Annotated in this window: 16 protein-coding genes; 12 read left to right on the top strand and 4 right to left on the bottom strand. The window is 59.9% G+C overall.

What is annotated here, in order from left to right; all coding sequences use genetic code 11:
• The first annotated feature begins 174 nt into the window (after positions 1-174).
• The 3 genes from AC13DJ_RS15425 to AC13DJ_RS15415 are packed head-to-tail and all read left to right on the top strand — an operon-like array spanning position 175 to position 2,397.
• Positions 175-1,647 carry a DUF1538 domain-containing protein gene (locus tag AC13DJ_RS15425; protein ID WP_482933370.1) on the top strand — a complete coding sequence of 491 codons (1,473 nt, stop codon included), beginning with the start codon at positions 175-177 and terminating at the stop codon, positions 1,645-1,647.
• The gene (locus AC13DJ_RS15420) at positions 1,644-1,994 is read left to right on the top strand and encodes a P-II family nitrogen regulator (RefSeq protein ID WP_022988389.1); all 351 of its coding nucleotides are present in this window, start codon (positions 1,644-1,646) and stop codon (positions 1,992-1,994) included. Before AC13DJ_RS15425 ends, AC13DJ_RS15420 begins: the two co-directional genes overlap by 4 nt.
• Before the next feature lie 13 nt (positions 1,995-2,007).
• Positions 2,008-2,397: a CBS domain-containing protein gene (locus AC13DJ_RS15415; protein WP_482933371.1), complete on the top strand. Its 390-nt coding sequence runs from the start codon at positions 2,008-2,010 to the stop codon at positions 2,395-2,397.
• A gap of 12 nt (positions 2,398-2,409) precedes the next feature.
• On the opposite strand, the gene AC13DJ_RS15410 is transcribed toward AC13DJ_RS15415, so the two are convergent.
• Both AC13DJ_RS15410 and dauA read right to left on the bottom strand, forming a co-directional pair.
• The gene (locus AC13DJ_RS15410; RefSeq protein WP_482933372.1) at positions 2,410-4,356 is read right to left on the bottom strand and encodes a CASTOR/POLLUX-related putative ion channel; all 1,947 of its coding nucleotides are present in this window, start codon (positions 4,354-4,356) and stop codon (positions 2,410-2,412) included.
• Positions 4,357-4,400: 44 nt separating this feature from the next.
• On the bottom strand, positions 4,401-6,131 hold the full coding sequence (dauA, locus tag AC13DJ_RS15405; protein WP_482933373.1) for a C4-dicarboxylic acid transporter DauA: 1,731 nt from the start codon (positions 6,129-6,131) through the stop codon (positions 4,401-4,403).
• A 100-nt stretch (positions 6,132-6,231) separates the two neighbouring features.
• Here dauA and AC13DJ_RS15400 point away from each other — a divergent pair, with 100 nt between their 5' ends.
• Genes AC13DJ_RS15400 through AC13DJ_RS15390 form a run of 3 tightly spaced genes read left to right on the top strand, consistent with a single transcriptional unit; the run spans position 6,232 to position 8,170 of the window.
• Positions 6,232-6,420: a hypothetical protein gene (locus AC13DJ_RS15400; protein ID WP_022988393.1), complete on the top strand. Its 189-nt coding sequence runs from the start codon at positions 6,232-6,234 to the stop codon at positions 6,418-6,420.
• Between the two features lie 22 nt (positions 6,421-6,442).
• Positions 6,443-7,444, top strand: a complete 1,002-nt coding sequence (locus AC13DJ_RS15395) for a ChaN family lipoprotein (RefSeq protein WP_482933374.1) — start codon at positions 6,443-6,445, stop codon at positions 7,442-7,444.
• 15 nt (positions 7,445-7,459) lie between these two features.
• A complete protein-coding gene (locus AC13DJ_RS15390; protein WP_482933375.1) occupies positions 7,460-8,170 on the top strand; it encodes an SIMPL domain-containing protein in 711 nt (236 codons plus the stop codon).
• A 5-nt stretch (positions 8,171-8,175) separates the two neighbouring features.
• Here the strand turns inward: AC13DJ_RS15390 and AC13DJ_RS15385 are convergent, their stop codons facing one another.
• Both AC13DJ_RS15385 and AC13DJ_RS15380 read right to left on the bottom strand, forming a co-directional pair.
• On the bottom strand, positions 8,176-9,243 hold the full coding sequence (locus AC13DJ_RS15385; protein WP_482933376.1) for a beta-N-acetylglucosaminidase domain-containing protein: 1,068 nt from the start codon (positions 9,241-9,243) through the stop codon (positions 8,176-8,178).
• Between the two features lie 103 nt (positions 9,244-9,346).
• On the bottom strand, positions 9,347-10,462 hold the full coding sequence (locus AC13DJ_RS15380; RefSeq protein ID WP_474543748.1) for an SLC13 family permease: 1,116 nt from the start codon (positions 10,460-10,462) through the stop codon (positions 9,347-9,349).
• Positions 10,463-10,572: 110 nt separating this feature from the next.
• On the opposite strand from AC13DJ_RS15380, the gene AC13DJ_RS15375 reads away from it, so the two are divergent.
• The 6 genes from AC13DJ_RS15375 (at position 10,573) to AC13DJ_RS15350 (ending at position 16,838) form a co-directional block, all read left to right on the top strand.
• Positions 10,573-11,031 carry an ATPase gene (locus tag AC13DJ_RS15375; protein ID WP_288372868.1) on the top strand — a complete coding sequence of 153 codons (459 nt, stop codon included), beginning with the start codon at positions 10,573-10,575 and terminating at the stop codon, positions 11,029-11,031.
• A 167-nt stretch (positions 11,032-11,198) separates the two neighbouring features.
• Positions 11,199-12,275 (top strand): TRAP transporter substrate-binding protein, encoded by a 1,077-nt coding sequence (locus AC13DJ_RS15370; RefSeq protein ID WP_022988398.1) that lies wholly within the window; start codon positions 11,199-11,201, stop codon positions 12,273-12,275.
• A gap of 105 nt (positions 12,276-12,380) precedes the next feature.
• A complete protein-coding gene (locus AC13DJ_RS15365) occupies positions 12,381-12,926 on the top strand; it encodes a TRAP transporter small permease subunit (protein WP_288372871.1) in 546 nt (181 codons plus the stop codon).
• A complete protein-coding gene (locus AC13DJ_RS15360; RefSeq protein ID WP_474541154.1) occupies positions 12,923-14,218 on the top strand; it encodes a TRAP transporter large permease in 1,296 nt (431 codons plus the stop codon). The genes AC13DJ_RS15365 and AC13DJ_RS15360 overlap by 4 nt, the downstream gene beginning before the upstream one ends.
• Before the next feature lie 176 nt (positions 14,219-14,394).
• Positions 14,395-15,714, top strand: coding sequence for a class I SAM-dependent methyltransferase (locus AC13DJ_RS15355; protein WP_474541153.1), 1,320 nt, complete (start codon positions 14,395-14,397; stop codon positions 15,712-15,714).
• Entirely contained in the window at positions 15,714-16,838 is a 1,125-nt protein-coding gene (locus AC13DJ_RS15350) for an NAD(P)/FAD-dependent oxidoreductase (protein ID WP_474543750.1), read from the top strand. Before AC13DJ_RS15355 ends, AC13DJ_RS15350 begins: the two co-directional genes overlap by 1 nt.
• Positions 16,839-16,861: the final 23 nt, after the last annotated feature.

Raw genomic sequence — 16,861 nt, 5'->3', positions numbered from 1 at the left:
CTGTGAATACCCATCAGCAGGTCTAAATGCCTGAAAAATACCCCCTGCACGCGGGCTGAACTTTTTGATTGCCCCCAGCATATCCCATGCTAGGATTAACCGGGCTGACCTGGATCAGCCACAGCGTCCACCTGGCACCTACAAGGGCTCTCCGTGCTTTATATCCGGTCCTTTTTGCATTCGCTGTTACACGCCCTGAAAAATCTGTTACCCATCGTCGTGGTGGTCGGTTTCTTCCAGCTGGTTATTCTGCAGCAGGTGCCGGATGACCTCGGCAGCATGGCCATCGGCCTGTTAATTGTTGCCGTGGGCGTGGCATTGTTCTTACAGGGACTGGAGCTGAGCATTTTCCCGGTGGGCAAAAGCCTGTCGAACCAGTTCGCCCGCAAGGGCTCCCTGGCCATACTGCTATCGTTCGGCTTTGCCATGGGGTTTTCAGCGGTTATTGCCGAGCCCGCGCTGATTGCAGTGGCAGAGCAGGCCCAGACCATCAGTGAGGGGCGAATTGACGGCCTCACCCTGAGGATACTGGTGGCTGTCTCTGTCGGTTTCGTCGTTGCCCTGGGGGTTTTCCGCACCATTTTCGGCTACCCGCTGCACTGGTTCATGATCACCGGCTACGTCATCGTGGTGGTTGTTACCTGGTTTGCACCGGAGGAAATTGTCGGGCTGGCCTATGACTCCGGCGGGGTGACAACCAATGTGGTGACGGTGCCCCTGATCGCCGCTCTCGGCATCGGCCTGGCGGCCTCGATCCGGGGCCGGAACCCGTTGATTGATGGCTTTGGCCTGGTGGCACTGTCCGTCATGGTGCCCATGATCACCGTGCAGGTGTACGGCATGGTGGTTTACTCCGGCGGCACCGGGGCCGCAGCCATGGAGGCCATCACAGCGCAGGTTACGGAAGCCCCGGCGAAGTCCGGCATAATTGCGGCCCTACTCGACCTGGCCGGCATGTTGAGGGATGTGCTGCCGATCATCATCACCGTTCTGTTCTTCCAGTACCTGGTGTTACGCCGGAAGCTGAGCAATCCGAAGAAGATTGCCTTCGGCTTTGCGCTGGTGATCCTCGGCCTGTATGCCTTTGTTGTCGGCCTGAAAATGGGCTTGTTTCCCATCGGCACCAGCATGGCCGAGCAACTGATGGCCATGGACAGCTATGCGCCCGTGTACCTTTTCGCCCTGATGATCGGGTTTGCCACAACCATGGCAGAACCGGCACTGATCGCCATCGGCAAGCAGGCGGAAGAAGCCGCCGCGGGTGCCCTCAACGGCAATGCCATTCGCCTGTTGGTAGCTGTGGGGGTGGCCGTTGGCATCACCATTGGTGTGCACCGGATCATTACCGGAGATTCCATTCACTATTACATTATGGGCGGCTATATTCTGGTGATTCTGCTCACCCTGCTCGCCCCCCGATACATCGTGGCACTGGCCTATGACCTTGGCGGTGTGACCACCTCGGAAGTCACGGTACCGCTGGTAACGGCCCTGGGGATTGGACTGGCCAGCAGCATAGAAGGCCGCAACGTCCTGATCGACGGTTTTGGCCTGATTGCCTTTGCCTCGATTTTCCCGATCGTTACTGTGATGACCTATGCCATCGTGTCCCAATACCGTTCTGAACGCAGGAAGGAAACCCAATGAAGTTCTCTGCACTGGTAGCAATTGTCCCTGAAGACCTGGAACAGGACTGCATCGATGCAGCCCGCGAACTCGGCGCCGGCGGCATTACCGTCATGACCGGCCGCGGCATCAGCAACACTGCTAAGAAAACGTTCTTCGGCCTGACCTACGACGGCAGCCAGAGCGTGCTCCTGATGGTGCTGGAAAAAGGTCTGTCGCTGGAGATTCTCAAAGCCCTTCAGAAGGTGATCATGCCGGACCCGGCAGACTCCCAGGGCCTGATCTTTACCGTTCCGCTGGAGCACCTGGGTGGCATCGACATGGCCCAGGTGGAAAAATTCGAACAACACCTGAAAGACTCAATCTGATCGGAGAGCGCTCATGAAACTGGTCAAAGATGTGATGGTCACAGACATCATCAAGATCTCGCCCTTCGCCACCCTGCGGGAGGCACTGACGCTGATGAAGCGCCACAACGTGAAATCCCTGGTGGTCGAGCGCCAGAGCGAGCACGATGCCTGGGGGCTGATCACCTATACCAACGTGCTCAAATCGGTGATTGCAGAAGATGGCGATATCGACCTGCTGAATGTCTACGATGTCTGCGCCAGACCGGTGATCAGCGTGGGCGAAAACCTCGCCCTCAAGCACGCCGCCACCTTGATGTCCGATTACCGGGTCAAGCGACTGCTGGTACTGAAAGACAACGAAATGTGCGGCTTTGTAGTGATGGACGACATCATGGCTGCCCTTCTCGATACCATCGACTGAACCGGGCCAACCTCAGGTCTTGCACATCACCAGCAACTGGTCGCCCTCCTGCAGGTCCAGGTACTGTTTACGGGGCGGGTTCATGACCAGGTGGCGCCCCCGCTCATCGGCCCGGGCCTTGAATACACCCAGCGCAATCTCGCCCCGGGCCGCGACTGTTTTCTCCAGTAACTGGAAGGTCGCGCTGGCCGGCAGCGGGTAGTCGTGGGGATCACGGAACTGGATCTCGGCGCCGCCTGCCGTGAACAGCTCGTCGAGCACCACCCGCAATTCCCTTCGTAAAGCCACCTGGGCCAGGACGTGGCTCAGAATCATCGGGCTGATCAGCATTTCACTTTGATGACCATACAACAGGTGGCGGTTGTCCGGATCACTCAGCTCCATAATAACCTGGGGCCGGCGGGTGGATTCCGACAGAATATCTTCCAGTTGCAGGTAACCCACCATGGCACGGGCATCGGCCTCTTCCCCGGAGCCTATCCGGTCGCTGCTCAGCAACATCACGGTATCGTAACTGGCCGGCGCCAGCTTGCGCAGGTCCTCTTCCACCATGTAATCGGCTTCCAGCAGGCGGCCATTGATCCGTTCAAGGTCCACGCCATAGCGGGACATCTCACGCTGACGCTCTTCCAGCGGTGTTGCCGATACCATGTCCAGCTGGAACTGTCGCCCGGCGTAGCTGCCAAACTCCGCCGCCAGGCTCGGCACCCGTCGGTTCCAGCCGAGAACCAGCACCCGGTGAGGCCCCTGCTGGCGGCTTGGCTGCACAGAGCCGCTGATGCGTTCCACTGCCGCCAGGGAGTCCACCTTGGCCTCCGGCCCCGTGTGTTCATAGTCGCTGGCCATCAGCACTACCCGGTCTTCATTCCGGATCACCGTATCTGACGGCGCCAGCAGGTTAACCTGCCAGCCTTTGGCTGCCGGCTGCAGCAAGCCCAGCACGACGGCATGGGGCCGCTGCGTTGCCAGCTCGCTCAGGGTCAGGCCCTCGGCGGTTTCGCCACCCCGCACAAAGATCTCGTTGCCTTCACCGGCGGTCAGCAACTCGTTGTAGACCTCGGACAGGTTCGGGTGCAGCACGTTCTGCACCATCAGGCGGCTGATGGTGGCATCACCGGCCACCACCTCGACCGAGCCGGGATAGGCGCGCTCGACCACCGGGAGCTTTCGCATGTCCTGGATTTCTGCCACCACAAACGGCAACGGGGAACTGAAATGGCGGGCTTGGGCGGCGATAGACAACAGGGCTTTGACGGTTTCGATATCGGAGGTCACCAGGCTGCCGGCATCATGGCCCTGGCTGGGCACAATCACTGCCGCAGCGTCCAGGCAGGCGACCCGGTGCAGGGCTTCGGGCTGAATAGCCGAACCGCTTCGCAGGATCACCTCCCGGGCCCGGCGGCCCACGCCCGGCTCGTTGATCAGCTCGTGCAGCTGTTCGCCACTGGCTTCTTCCGCCAGTACAACCAACCGCAGTTTCTGGGTATCGTGCTTTTCCAGAAAGCGCTGCATCCGGCCGGATGAACCAAACAACTCGGCCACCAGCGGCGGGGTCTGGGCTGTCCAGCCCAGCACTACCACATGGTTCTTCAGAGTCACCGGGGTAAGACCCCGCTCCAGGTCTTCCATCTTGGCAATCAGCCAGCGGGTGAGGATGGCCACCAGGGTGCCCATAAACACCACATAGCCGGAGATGGTCAGCAGGGTAGACACAATGCGCTGCCAGGTGCCGACATCGTCCCCCAGGTAGCCGGGGTCGGTCAGGCGAAGGAAGGCCCACCAGACTGCGGAGCCGGTATCCTTGAACTCACCGGCCGGCGGCAACACCACCAGCAGGCCGCCAATCAGCGAAATCAGGCCGATAAAACCGCCCACCACCAGTAACTGGAAGCCGGCACCTTTGACCAGCTGGCGCTCAACAACAAACTTGATTCGATCAACAATCCGGAACGGAAGCATGCCTGCCCCTTGCATCAACTATGCGGGGTAGTTTATCGCAGTTTTCAGGCTTCGCCAGAAACAACGCCATTCAGGGCCGCTTCCAGGGTGGGATAAAAGCGGCTGATACCGGGCTCCGGTTTTACGCCAGCCCTTGCCAGCGTGCGCAACGGCTGGAACTGCAAGTCCGCAATCACTATTTCCGTGCCGGTATTCCGGCAGCTGGAAATCAGCTTGTTCAGGGCCGACAAACCGCCCGCATCCAGTATGGTGACACCGTCCATATACAGCACCAGGCCCCTGGCCTGCCGGGACAGGCCTGCCAGCTCGCCAAACACCCGGTCTGCCGCCGCAAAGAACAGCGGGCCGTTGATCTTGAATACCTGCCAGCCCTCGGGCAGCTCCGCCTGTACGATGCGCTTGTTACCGGTAATATCGGTCACCCTGGTCATCTGCGCCATCTCCCGCATGAACAGCACCGCCGCCAGCAACACGCCGGTGGTAATGGCAATCACCATATCCAGCGCCACGGTCAGGCCGAAGCAGGTCAGGAACACCAGGATATCGCTGCGGGGCGCGGTTTTCAGAAGGTGCACAGCCTTGGGAGCCTCGCTCATGTTCCAGGCCACCATAATCAGCAAGGCCGCCATCGCAGGCATCGGCAGGTAAGCGAGCACCCCCGCCAAAGACACCAGTGCCAGTAACACCACAAGCGCGTGGATCATGGCAGACACCGGCGATTCTGCGCCGGCCCGGTAATTGGCGGCCGACCGGGCAATGGCGGCAGTGGCGGTGATGCCGCCAAAAAAAGGCACCACAATATTGCCGATGCCCTGCCCCATCAGCTCACTGTTGGCACTGTGGCGTTTGCCAGTCATGCCATCGAGCACCACGGCGCACAACAGGGATTCGATGGCACCCAGCATGGCGATGGCAAAGGCCGCCGGAATCAGCTCCCGGAACAGATCCCAGGACAGCCCAAGGGGTTGTCCATCGGCCCCGGCCTGCTGCCAGGGCCAGGCGAATTCCGGCAAAAACGGAGGTATGCCAGCGCCGGTGCTGCCATCAGGAAGCAGGTAACTGAAGCGTGAGCCCACGGTCTCAATAGTTGCACCACCGGCATTCAGCCACAACGCCAGCAGACTGCCGACAATCACCGCCGGCAGATGAGGCGGCACCGGGGTTTTCAGCCTTGGCCAGAGCAGCATCACCGCCAGGGTAACCACTGCCACCAGAGTGCTCAGTCCATCCAGCGCCGGTAATTGCTGGCCCAGCACCGCCAGTTTGTCCCAGTAATGCTCCGGCATGGTCTCGACTGGCAAACCGAAAAAGTCCTTCACCTGCAGGGTGGCAATCACCACGGCAATACCCGCGGTAAAGCCCAAAGTGACGGACTCGGGTATATACTCGATAAAGCGCCCGAGACGCATCAGCGCCATAATCACCAGCAACACCCCGGACATCAGGGTGGCCAACAACAAGCCACCCAGGCCATAGTTCTGTGCAATCGGGTAGAGAATAACCACAAAGGCCGCGGTCGGGCCGGAGATACTGAACCGGCTGCCGCCGAACAGGGCGATCACAAAGCCGGCAATAAAGGCCGTGTACAGCCCGTACTGGGGCGCAACGCCACTGGCAATCGCCAGCGCCATGGCCAGGGGAATGGCGATAATGCCGACCGTGATGCCGGCCATCGCATCTTTCAGGAAACGGCCACCGGTGTAGCGCTCGTCAATACAGGCCTCACGGACAGCGTGGGCGAATCTGAGCGAAAAAAGATGAGCACGGTGGGACATCGCTGGCGGCTCCTGGTTGCGAACGAGACGTTATCATTATATGCTCATTACGATTACATTCAATGTTAACCTGATTAACATAGCATGAGCGTTGATACCTATGCCCAAGGAAAACCGAACCGCACGCCTTACCCTGCTGATTGACCCGGAAAAGAAAAAGGTCTTTGAAGCCCTGTGCAAAGAGGAAGATGTAACGCCGTCCCAGAAGGTCCGGCAGTTTATCCGGGAATATGTGGAAGCCCGGCTGGGCCCGGACTGGCGCGAAGACTCCCGCCAGAAAACCGACTGAGCGGCGAAGCGTATAAGCTCCTATGAAACCTTTATTCGCCAGCCTCCTGTTAACACTCGCCACCGTCACCGTCACCGGGTGCGCCGCTGTGCCGGCAGACAACATCCCGGCACGGCCCAGCAGCCAGTACGATGCGGTGGTTTTGGCAGCGAAGACCGGCACCCCGCTTACCGTCCAGGAACTGGCCCGCCAGCTGGCCGACACCGATATCGTAGTGATCGGCGAGTACCACGGCCACCACGCTTCCCACCTGCTCCAGGCCCGGCTGCAACAAGCCCTGTACCGGCAAAACCCCGCCCAGATCCTGAGCATGGAACAGTTCAACCTGGACCACCAGACTGCCGTGGATGCCTACCTGGCCGGCACAACCGGCGAAACCGAAATGCTGGAAGACGCCAACGCCTGGGACAACTACAAGGCCTCCTACCGGCCGCTGGTGGAATTTGCACGCCAGCATCAGTTACCGGTGATCGCCGCCAACGCACCGGCGGACACCGTTCGCTGTGTCGGCCGCGAGGGCAAGGCTTACCTGGACAGACTGCCGGAAGCGCAGCGCTCAGCCCTGCCGCAGCAGGCCTTCCTGGACACCCCGGAATATCAGGACAAGTTCATAGACGCCATCAGCGGCAGCCATGGTACGGAACAGGCTGAACTCTCCGGGTGCATGCTCAACACCTACCAGGCCCAACTGCTCCGGGATAACACCATGGCGCACCGGATGGTGGAAGCGCTCCGCAACCGGCCCAGGCATCAACTGGTGCATACCACCGGCACCTTCCACAGCGAGCAGCGCCTTGGTACCGTGGCGGTGCTGGAACAACGTGCACCGGAACTGGATATCACGGTAATCTCGCCTGTCGAATGGCCGGCCAACGAAGCAGACATGCCGCTGGCAAAGCACCGCCACAAAGGCGACTATCTGTACTTTATCCAGCCCATGCCCCGGGAATTCCGAGACCCGGAACGGGAGCGAGAGGCCATGCAGGCCCGGTTCGGCCAGCGCACCACGACCAACTGTGATTAATCACAAGGAGTAAGCATGAAAGTTGTCTCTGCCCTGATCATCGGCCTGTGTGCCATTTTTGCCGCGTCTCTGCTCAGCGAAGGACTGATGGGGCTGCGCACGGCCGACCGCTACGTGACGGTCAAGGGCGTGGCCGAACGGGAGGTGCAGGCAGACCTTGCATTGTGGCCAATCCGTTTTGTCGCCACCGGCAGCACGCTGGATGAAGCCCAGAACAAAACCCGCAGCAGTCGCGAAGCCATCATGGCCTTTCTGAAACTGCAGGCGATTGAGGAGTCGTCGGTTGAACTGCAGCGGCTGGATGTTACCGATACCCGCGCCAATCCATACTCCGGCAACAACAACGAGCAGCAGTACATCATCAACCAGACCCTGATGGTGCGCAGCACCGACATAGACCGTATCCGCCAGGCGGCACAGAACGTGAGCGAACTGGTGGATTCCGGTGTGGTGCTGTCGTCGGACTACGGCCCCGGCGGCCCCACCTATTTGTTCAGTGGCCTGAACGATATCAAGCCGCAAATGATCGCCGAAGCCACCGTTGCCGCCCGGGAATCCGCCCAGCAATTTGCCCGGGATGCCGATGCGGAGCTCGGCGGCTTGCGACGGGCCAATCAGGGGATTTTCCAGATCCTCGCTCGGGACCAGGCCCCGGGGGTTTCGGAACAACAGCAGCCGTTAAAAACCGTGCGTGTAGTCTCTACCTTCGACTACTACCTGGAGTAACCGGGTTACTGGGTGGCCACCATTTCGTCGGTAACCTGGTAATCCCCGGCCAGCCAGCGCAGAACTTCATGGGCAGCCGGGTGATCAAAGACATCGTAGGTGTGGATCAGCGCCTGCTTTTTCTCATCGCTGATGCGCCCCAGCCCGGTGTCCTGAAGCACCAGCAAGTCTTTGTGCAGCTGTTCCGCCAGCTCCAGCCCCAATACCTCCCTTGCCGCATGCAAAAACGCCTGGCCATACTGGTAATCCGGCCCCCGGCGATAGGATTCCGCCAGGGTAATGGCCGGAATACTGGTGAGCACCGGCTGCAGGGCCGGGTTGATGGCATGGCCAGAAAGATAGGCGGCATTGCCCGCAGGCCGGCCGGTAAATCCGCGCAGGTGCAAATGCCGGGACATGCGGTCGCCGTCGTTTACCGGATAGTTGTCCCAGAGCAGCGGCTTGCGGCCCAGCAACTTGCTGATACGTTTGAGGTGGCCCGGTGAAATCTCCCGGGAGCAGACTTCCTCCCCGGTCCAGAAAATCCGCACATCGCGGTCCAGCTCCGCACCCAGGGTTTCCAGATAATCCGCCGGCCGCTGGCCGAACACACGGTCCAGCACCGGGTCATCGGAATAGTAGGTTGGGCACACGCTGATTTTTGCAGCCGCGGTATGCTCCTGCACCCACCGGATAATTCCGGCCTGGGTTCGGGCCAGTTCCGGGGTATCCGGGTGCATATCGTCGAACAGGATGGCCAGCTCCTGAATACCCAGGCGATCCAGCATTTTCAGTTTTTTCGCCAGGGCATCCCGGGCGATGTCATCGAAGTTGTTGAACACCTCGAACGGGCTCAGCCCTACACCGAAACGCACCCCTTCGCGCCGGCAGAATCCGGCAAAATCCGCCAACGCCTCAGCCTGTTCCGGCGGATGCGGCTCCTGCCAGCGCCGGCGCAAGTATGGATCGGCCTTGGGCGCGTACAGGTAGAAACCATAGCCATGGGTGGTCAGGGCGTTAACCAGCTGGCGCCGCTCGCCCCAGCTCCACACCGGGCCATAAAATCCTTCGATAATACCCAGCTCTACCGTCATCTCACTCACTCCCTGACCAAGGTTTCTTACCATCATATACCCTACCCGGACACAGGTCAGGCCCGGATGAACACTCCGGCGTTACGATGGTTTCGAAAGCGCATCAAGCAACGTAGTATGCCAGCGCAGCCACTCCCAGGGCCAGTACCAGTGCCGGCAATGACCACAAATGAAACTCCCGCCATAACCCCTCAACCCGGGCCAGGCGCAAGGCAATAAGGTTGGCCAGCGAACCGATCGCCAACCCGAATCCGCCCACCGACACACCCCAGGCAAGGGCTTGCCAGTCGTCAGCAAAGGATGCCAACAAAATGGTGGCCGGCACATTGGAGATGAACTGCGACACCACCACCGATGCCGTCATCACACCGCCGGGCAGTGCCAGCAGCCAGGCCACCAGCACATCCGTCTGAGGCAGTCCGGCCAGTAGCCCGAGATCCACAAACATCAGCATAAATACCAGCAGGAGCAGCCAGTCCACCCCGCGCAGAACCGCCCGGAACAGCAGGCCATACAGCAGCATAATAGCCAGCGCAGCCACAACCACAGCACCCAGCTCCGCCGCCACAATAAAACCCGGATACAACAGGCAAGACACCCACAACAGCCTGCGGTTGACCGGCCTTTGCGCCGGCCGGACAACAACCGGCCGGGCCGGAAACGCCAGCACCGTAGCTAGGAGCAAGACCAGCGTCAACAGCCCCACCAGGGGCAGCATGGCCGCCATAAACTCACCAAACCCGATGCCCCGGGTCTGCCAGAGGAAGAGGTTCTGGGGATTACCGATAGGCGTCAGAGCCGACCCTACATTCACGGCCAGGGCCTGGAAAATCACCAGCCGGCCCAGCGGAACCGGCACCACCGCGGCCAGCGCAACGGTCAGGGGCACCACGATAAACAGGGCCACATCGTTGGTCACTACCGCAGCCAACAGCCAGGAAAAGACGACCAGCGCCAGTGCCAATGAGCGCTCCGTGCGAAACCGGCCCATCAGCCACACACCGCACCGGGCCAGGGCGCCACTGTCTTCCAGACCGCGGCTCAGCACCAGAAAGCCGGTGAGCGCCGTCAGGGTTTGCCAGTGCACCAGCCCGGCCAGCTCGCTCAAAGAGGGGGATGCCGCCCACAGCAAGGGCACCAGCCCAACTACCAGGGCAAGCAGCAGGTAATCCTCGGTCAGCCGGGACAGGAAGAAACGGAAGGGATTGCTACGACTCATCAGGCTTATGATCCCGATCAACAGGCAAAGGGCATGGCAGGCACAGAATATTGTCTAGACTTACAGACAAACCGACATTTCAACAGCCATTCTGACCGGAGATATGCCGTATGGAAATCAAAACCTTCGCAGACCTGATCGACTGGACCCGGCAACTGCACGCCCACCTGGCCCGCTGCCTGCACGAATCGGCCGGCCAGCATAAAGACGAGCGGGCCAGCGCCCTGCTGGATTATGTCAGCACCCACGAGGCGCTTCTCGAAAAAGCGGTAGCCGAGTACGAAAAGCAGGCCGATCCGAAGGCCATGCAAACACGACTCTATGACTACGGCGTGCATAAGCCCATTGAGAAAAACCGCACCTGCAAAACGGACTATTCGGAACTGGACTTTGACGGCATTGCCCGGGAAATCTTTGATTTCCATGACCAGGTGATGTCGCTCTACGACACGTTGATTGGCAAGGCAGAAATTCCCGAAGCCAAAAGCCTGCTGGAAGACCTGAAGTCACTGGAGGAACACGAAGCCATGCGCCTGGCCAGCCAGATCGGCCGGATGAACGATTTGTGAAAACCGTTCGTATAGCTCGGAGGCCTTAGACATATGTCTTAATTCGAGCAGCTGCATATCACAACCATTGTGTTTGTGAACTAGACTGCAAGGACAAGCCGGTCACCCAAAAAGCGGCTGGCTCTGAGCCAAAGACAATTACAACAACGTCAGAGGTTAGAAGAGCAATGAAGATCCGTTCTGTTCTATCCGCGGCTGTACTGGCTGTGGCAACGACATTTGCCGCCACACAGGCGCTGGCACAAGACAAATTCACCCTGAAACTGGCCGAAACCTGGGGCCCCAACTTTCCCATTTTCGGTGACACCACCAAGCGTTTTGCCGAAACCGTCGAGAAAATGTCTGACGGCAGGCTGACCATCCGCATCGACTCCGCCAACAAGCACAAAGCGCCGCTGGGCGTGTTCGATATGGTCAAGGCAGGCCAGTACGACATGGGCCACTCTGCCTCCTACTACTGGAAAGGCAAGGTTCCGGAAACCCTGTTCTTCACCAGCATGCCGTTCGGCATGAACGCCATGGAACAGTACGCCTGGTTCTACCACGGCGGCGGCATGGAGCTGATGCAGGAAGTGTATGAGCCCCACAACATGCTGTCGTTCCCCGGGGGCAACACCGGTGTGCAGATGGGCGGCTGGTTCCGCAAGGAAATCAAGTCGCTGGAAGACCTGCAAGGTCTGAAAATGCGCATCCCGGGCTTTGCCGGCGAAGTCTTCGCCGAGGTGGGTGTTAACCCCACCAACATCGCCCCGGGCGAGCTGTATACAGCCCTTGAGCGCAACACCATTGATGCCGTTGAGTGGGTAGGTCCGGCCCTGGATCTGCGTCTTGGCTTCCAGCAGATCGCCGATTACTACTACACCGGTTGGCACGAGCCCGCCACCGAGCTGCAGTTCCTGGTCAACAAGCGCGTTTGGGAACGCCTGCCGGCAGACCTGCAGGAAATCATGCGGGTAGCCATGCGCACCGCCTCCTACGACATGCTGGTACATTCCCAGCATGAAAACGCCAAGGCCTGGGCCAACATCAAGCAAGACTACCCGAACGTACAGATCAAGCAGTTCCCGGAAGACATCTTCCAGGCCATGTACGATGCCAACAAAAAACTGCTGACCGAAGCGGCGGAAGACAGTGCAATCGCCAAGAAGATCATTGACTCCCAGCTGAGCTACCAGGAGCAAAGCCGGGCTTACACGGATATTTCCGAAAGGGCCTATCTCAACACCATGGCGGAAGTCGAGTAAACTGGGCGCCATGCAGCAACAGAGCCGGGATCGCTCTTGGAGAGGTCCCGGCTTTTTGCTTTCTAATCAGAACAGGAAATCCGCTCTGCGGAGGACGATGTACAGATGCGCTGGATAATAAAACTGGACGAGGGCCTGGCCTGGGTCTCGAAAGTGTGCGGCTGGGTGGCGTGCATTGCCATGATCCTGATGGCCGTCAACGTGTTCTACGATGTGCTCACAAGGTATGTGTTTAACGACGTATCCATCGCCATGCAGGAAATGGAATGGCACCTGTATTCGGTGGTGTTCCTGCTGGGCATTCCCTATGCCCTGCGCACAGACAGCCACGTTCGGGTAGACGTGTTCTACACCAACTGGAGCCAGAAGCGTAAAGCCTGGGTGAACCTGGTTGGCGCCCTGATTTTTGTAATCCCCTTCGCCTACCTGATCGGCTTCTACGGTTACAGCTTTGCCCAGGACGCCTACCAGATGGGTGAAGGCAGCGGCGACCCCGGCGGCCTGCCGCACCGCTGGATTATCAAGGCCGTGATTCCTTTCTCTGCCGTGTTTATGGCGACCGCCGGCCTGAACATGGCCACCTACGCCCTGAGGGTGATGGCAGGTGATAAAGAATACGAAGGCGAGCACAGTGCGGGAGGTCTGGCATGATCGGCATGATTATGTTCGGCGTGGCACTGGTCATGCTGATGCTGGGTTTCCCGGTGGCTTTCACCTTCGGTGGCGTGGCGCTGTTCTTTGGTATCTTCGCTGAAGGCATGGACCTGTTCGCGTTCATGCCCTACCGCATCATGAGTGTGATGCAGAACACCGTTTTGATGGCCGTGCCGCTGTTTATCTTCATGGGCGTGGTGCTGCAGCGCACCAGGCTGGCCGAGCAGCTGCTCACGTCCATGGGCCGGCTGTTTGGCGGCCTGCCGGGCGGCCTGGCTATCTCCACCATCCTGGTGGGCGCATTGCTGGCTGCGTCCACCGGTGTGGTCGGCGCCAGTGTGGTAGCCATGGGCCTGATCTCCCTGCCGGTGATGCTGGCCCATAACTACGACAAGCGCCTGGCCACCGGTACTATCTGTGCGTCTGGCACCCTGGGCCAGATTGTGCCGCCGTCTATTATCCTGATCATTCTGGGGGATGTTCTGGGCCTGCCGGTGGGCGACCTGTTCAAGGCCGCAGTGATGCCCGGCATCGTTCTGATCGGCTTGTACATTGTCTATATCCTGGTGATCACCCGCCTCAAGCCCCAGACAGCGCCGGCCATGCCGCCGGATGACAGCATTAGCCGTGGCAAGGAAATCCGCGATGCGTTGCTCGCGATTATCCCTCCGCTGGCACTGATTGTGGTGGTGCTGGGCTCGATCTTTACCGGCATTGCCACCCCCACCGAATCGTCCGCACTGGGTGGTGTGGGTGCGGTGGTCCTGGCCATCATCTATCGCCAGTTCTCGTTCAAGATGGTGTGGGATGCGGCCAAGGACACCGTCAGCGTAACCGCCATGGTGTTCGCCATCCTGATCGGTGCCACCGCCTTCTCCATGGTGTTCAGCTACACCGGCGGCGACTACCTGCTTGAAGAATGGCTGCTGATGCTGCCGGGCGAGCAGTGGGGCTTTATCATCCTGGCCATGCTGGTGATCCTGGTTCTGGGCTTCTTTATCGACTTCGTGGAGATTTCCTTCATCATCGTGCCGATCCTGGCGCCGGTGGCCGAAGCCCTGGGCATCAACATGCTCTGGTTCGCCATCCTGGTGGCCATGAACCTGCAAACCAGCTTCCTGACGCCACCGTTCGGGTTCGCCCTGTTCTACCTGAAAGGGGTGGCACCACCGAACGTCAAAACCACCGATATCTACAAGGGCATACTGCCGTTCATCCTGCTCCAGATCCTGGTGCTGGCGATGATCATCATATTCCCTGAATGGTTTGGCATGAGTGCTACCTACTAAGACTTGTACCTTCCGGGATCGGGCACCCGCCCGATCCCGCTTTTCTCCCCGCTTTGCCCTCCGTTTTCGCCAATACCGGACAAATCCTGATTATTTTCTATACTGAATCAGAAACGCGACTCTCAGCCTGATTTCGGGACCGCACAGGAGCACAGAGAACAAAGGGAGAGCCTGCCGTGACACAGAACACCGCCCGCAAACCGGAATATAGCGGAAGCGACCCAAGAGCCCAGGGCCATGTGCTGACCCTGCCCCTGGAGAACAGCCAGACCGACCGGGAACCCCACAGCTACGAGCGCTGGCTGGTGGCCAAGCTGATGCGTATGGCCGGTTCGCCACCGGTGCGCTTCCGCCTGTGGAACGGCGAGACCATCGAACCGGAGCAGCAACCCGCCCGGTTCACCCTGAGCCTGGCCGACCCCAAAGCCCTGTATTCACTGGTGGCCAATCCCAACCTGGCGTTCGGAGACCTGTACAGCGCCGGCCGGCTGGAAGTAGACGGCGACCTGCCGGATCTTATGGAGGCCATGTACCGGGCGGTTCATGCGGCCCGGCAGAAGTGGCCGAAATGGCTGGATGCACTTTGGCGCAACCACAACCCCCGGCCTACCGGGATTTCCGAAGCCAGGGAAAACATCCACCACCACTACGACCTGGGCAACGAGTTCTACCAGCTGTGGCTGGATAGTGCGGAAATGCAGTACACCTGCGCCTATTACGAGCAGGCAGACAAGACCCTGGAACAGGCCCAACTGGCCAAGCTGGAACATGTGTGCCGCAAACTGCGCCTGAAACCGGGCATGACCGTAGTGGAAGCCGGTTGCGGCTGGGGCGGCCTGGCCCGTTATATGGCTCGCAACTACGGGGTAACCGTGCATGCCTACAACATTTCCCGGGCGCAGCTGGCCTATGCCCGGGCCGAAGCAGAGCGGCAGGGCCTGGATAACCTGGTCACCTATGTGGAAGACGACTACCGCAACATTGAAGGCCAGTACGATGCGTTCGTCTCCATCGGCATGCTGGAGCATGTGGGCAAGGACAACTACCCCGCCCTGTCGGAACTGATCAAACGCTCCCTCAAACCCGATGGCATCGCCCTGCTGCACAGTATCGGGCGCAACCGGCCGATGCTGATGAACGCCTGGATCGAGAAACGGATTTTCCCCGGCGCCTACCCGCCCAGCATTGGCGAGTTCATGGAGCTCTGCGAACACAGCGATTTCTCGGTGCTGGATGTGGAGAACCTGCGCCTGCACTACGCCCAGACCCTGAGCCACTGGATGGACAATTTCACCGCCAACCAGGACAAGGTAACGGAGATGTACGACGAGCGCTTCACCCGGGCATGGCGGCTGTACCTGGCCGGCTCCATTGCAGCCTTCCGGGCCGGCTCATTGCAGCTGTTCCAGGTGGTGTTCACCCACGGCGATAACAATCAACTGCCCCAGAGCCGGCAGGACCTTTATACCTTTCCTGCCACACCGGAGGGCGTTTGATGGATTACTACGACGCGATCATTGTCGGTGCCGGCCCTGCCGGTTCCACCCTGGCGAGGGCCATTGAGGGCGCGGGCAAGCAGGTGCTGATTATCGACAAGGCCGAATTCCCCCGGGATAAAACCTGCGCAGGCTGGGTAACCCCCGCGGTACTGGCAAGCCTGGATATTGATGCCAACGAGTATGGCAATGGCCGCACCCTGCAACCCATTCGCCGCTTCCGCATCGGCATGATGGGCCAGGACGCGGTGGAGAACGACCACGGTGAAGTGGTCAGTTACGGCATCCGCCGCTGCGAGTTTGATGACTACCTGCTTGGCCGGGTGTCCTGCACCAAACAGCTGGGTACGCCGGTAAAATCCATTACCCGTGACAACGGCAACTGGGTAATCAACGAACAATGGCAGGCGCCGTTACTGGTGGGCGCCGGCGGTCACTTCTGCCCGGTGGCCCGGCAGCTGGGCAACGGCCCCGGCAAGCATGAAACCGTGGTTGCGGCCAAGGAAGTAGAGTTCGAGATGACTCCGGAACAGGCCCACTCTTGCGAAGCCCGGGGCGATACCCCCGAACTCTGGTTCTGCCGCGATCTCAAGGGCTATGCCTGGGTGTTCCGAAAAGGCAGCTACCTGAACATTGGCCTGGGCCGGGAAGACAACCACCGGCTGACGGATCACCTGGAAGCCTTTGTAGAAGATATGAAACAGGCCGGCCGCATTCCCGCCGACCTGCCCGGCCGGTTCAAGGGTCACGCCTATCTGCTGTATGCCCATGCCAACCGGCCGCTGGTGGATGACGGCGTACTACTGATCGGAGATGCAGCGGGCCTGGCTTACACCCAGAGCGGTGAGGGTATCCGCCCTGCCATTGAATCTGCCTTGATGGCGGCGGACGTGATTCTTCACGCCCCCGACTTTTCTGCCGCCGCGCTACAGCGCTACGGTGAGCGCATTGCAGAACGCTTTGGCAACCGTGCCAGTGAACCGGCAGCTGGCTGGGAGCTACCGGAATGGCTGAAGCAGCCCCTCGCCAGCACATTGATGCGCTCGCACTGGTTTACCCGAAAGGTAGTGACGGAGAAATGGTTCCTGCATCAGGATGTGCCTACCCTGAAAGCCGTCGGCTGAAACGCAAAAAGCCGGGCCCTTGC

The sequence above is a fragment of the Marinobacter sp. L-46 genome (assembly GCF_056859535.1).
Note: the sequence above shows the minus strand (reverse complement) of the source record. Positions and strands in the feature narration are given on the sequence as shown.

Bases quoted from the DNA above. Each gene is read 5' to 3' on its own strand.
- AC13DJ_RS15420 (WP_022988389.1), top strand. From the start codon at position 1,644: ATGAAGTTCTCTGCACTGGTAGCAATTGTCCCTGAAGACCTGGAACAG.
- AC13DJ_RS15415 (WP_482933371.1), top strand. From the start codon at position 2,008: ATGAAACTGGTCAAAGATGTGATGGTCACAGACATCATCAAGATCTCG.
- AC13DJ_RS15410 (WP_482933372.1), bottom strand. From the start codon at position 4,356: ATGCTTCCGTTCCGGATTGTTGATCGAATCAAGTTTGTTGTTGAGCGC.
- dauA (WP_482933373.1), bottom strand. From the start codon at position 6,131: ATGTCCCACCGTGCTCATCTTTTTTCGCTCAGATTCGCCCACGCTGTC.
- AC13DJ_RS15400 (WP_022988393.1), top strand. From the start codon at position 6,232: ATGCCCAAGGAAAACCGAACCGCACGCCTTACCCTGCTGATTGACCCG.
- AC13DJ_RS15395 (WP_482933374.1), top strand. From the start codon at position 6,443: ATGAAACCTTTATTCGCCAGCCTCCTGTTAACACTCGCCACCGTCACC.
- AC13DJ_RS15390 (WP_482933375.1), top strand. From the start codon at position 7,460: ATGAAAGTTGTCTCTGCCCTGATCATCGGCCTGTGTGCCATTTTTGCC.
- AC13DJ_RS15385 (WP_482933376.1), bottom strand. From the start codon at position 9,243: ATGACGGTAGAGCTGGGTATTATCGAAGGATTTTATGGCCCGGTGTGG.
- AC13DJ_RS15380 (WP_474543748.1), bottom strand. From the start codon at position 10,462: ATGAGTCGTAGCAATCCCTTCCGTTTCTTCCTGTCCCGGCTGACCGAG.
- AC13DJ_RS15375 (WP_288372868.1), top strand. From the start codon at position 10,573: ATGGAAATCAAAACCTTCGCAGACCTGATCGACTGGACCCGGCAACTG.
- AC13DJ_RS15370 (WP_022988398.1), top strand. From the start codon at position 11,199: ATGAAGATCCGTTCTGTTCTATCCGCGGCTGTACTGGCTGTGGCAACG.
- AC13DJ_RS15365 (WP_288372871.1), top strand. From the start codon at position 12,381: ATGCGCTGGATAATAAAACTGGACGAGGGCCTGGCCTGGGTCTCGAAA.
- AC13DJ_RS15360 (WP_474541154.1), top strand. From the start codon at position 12,923: ATGATCGGCATGATTATGTTCGGCGTGGCACTGGTCATGCTGATGCTG.
- AC13DJ_RS15350 (WP_474543750.1), top strand. From the start codon at position 15,714: ATGGATTACTACGACGCGATCATTGTCGGTGCCGGCCCTGCCGGTTCC.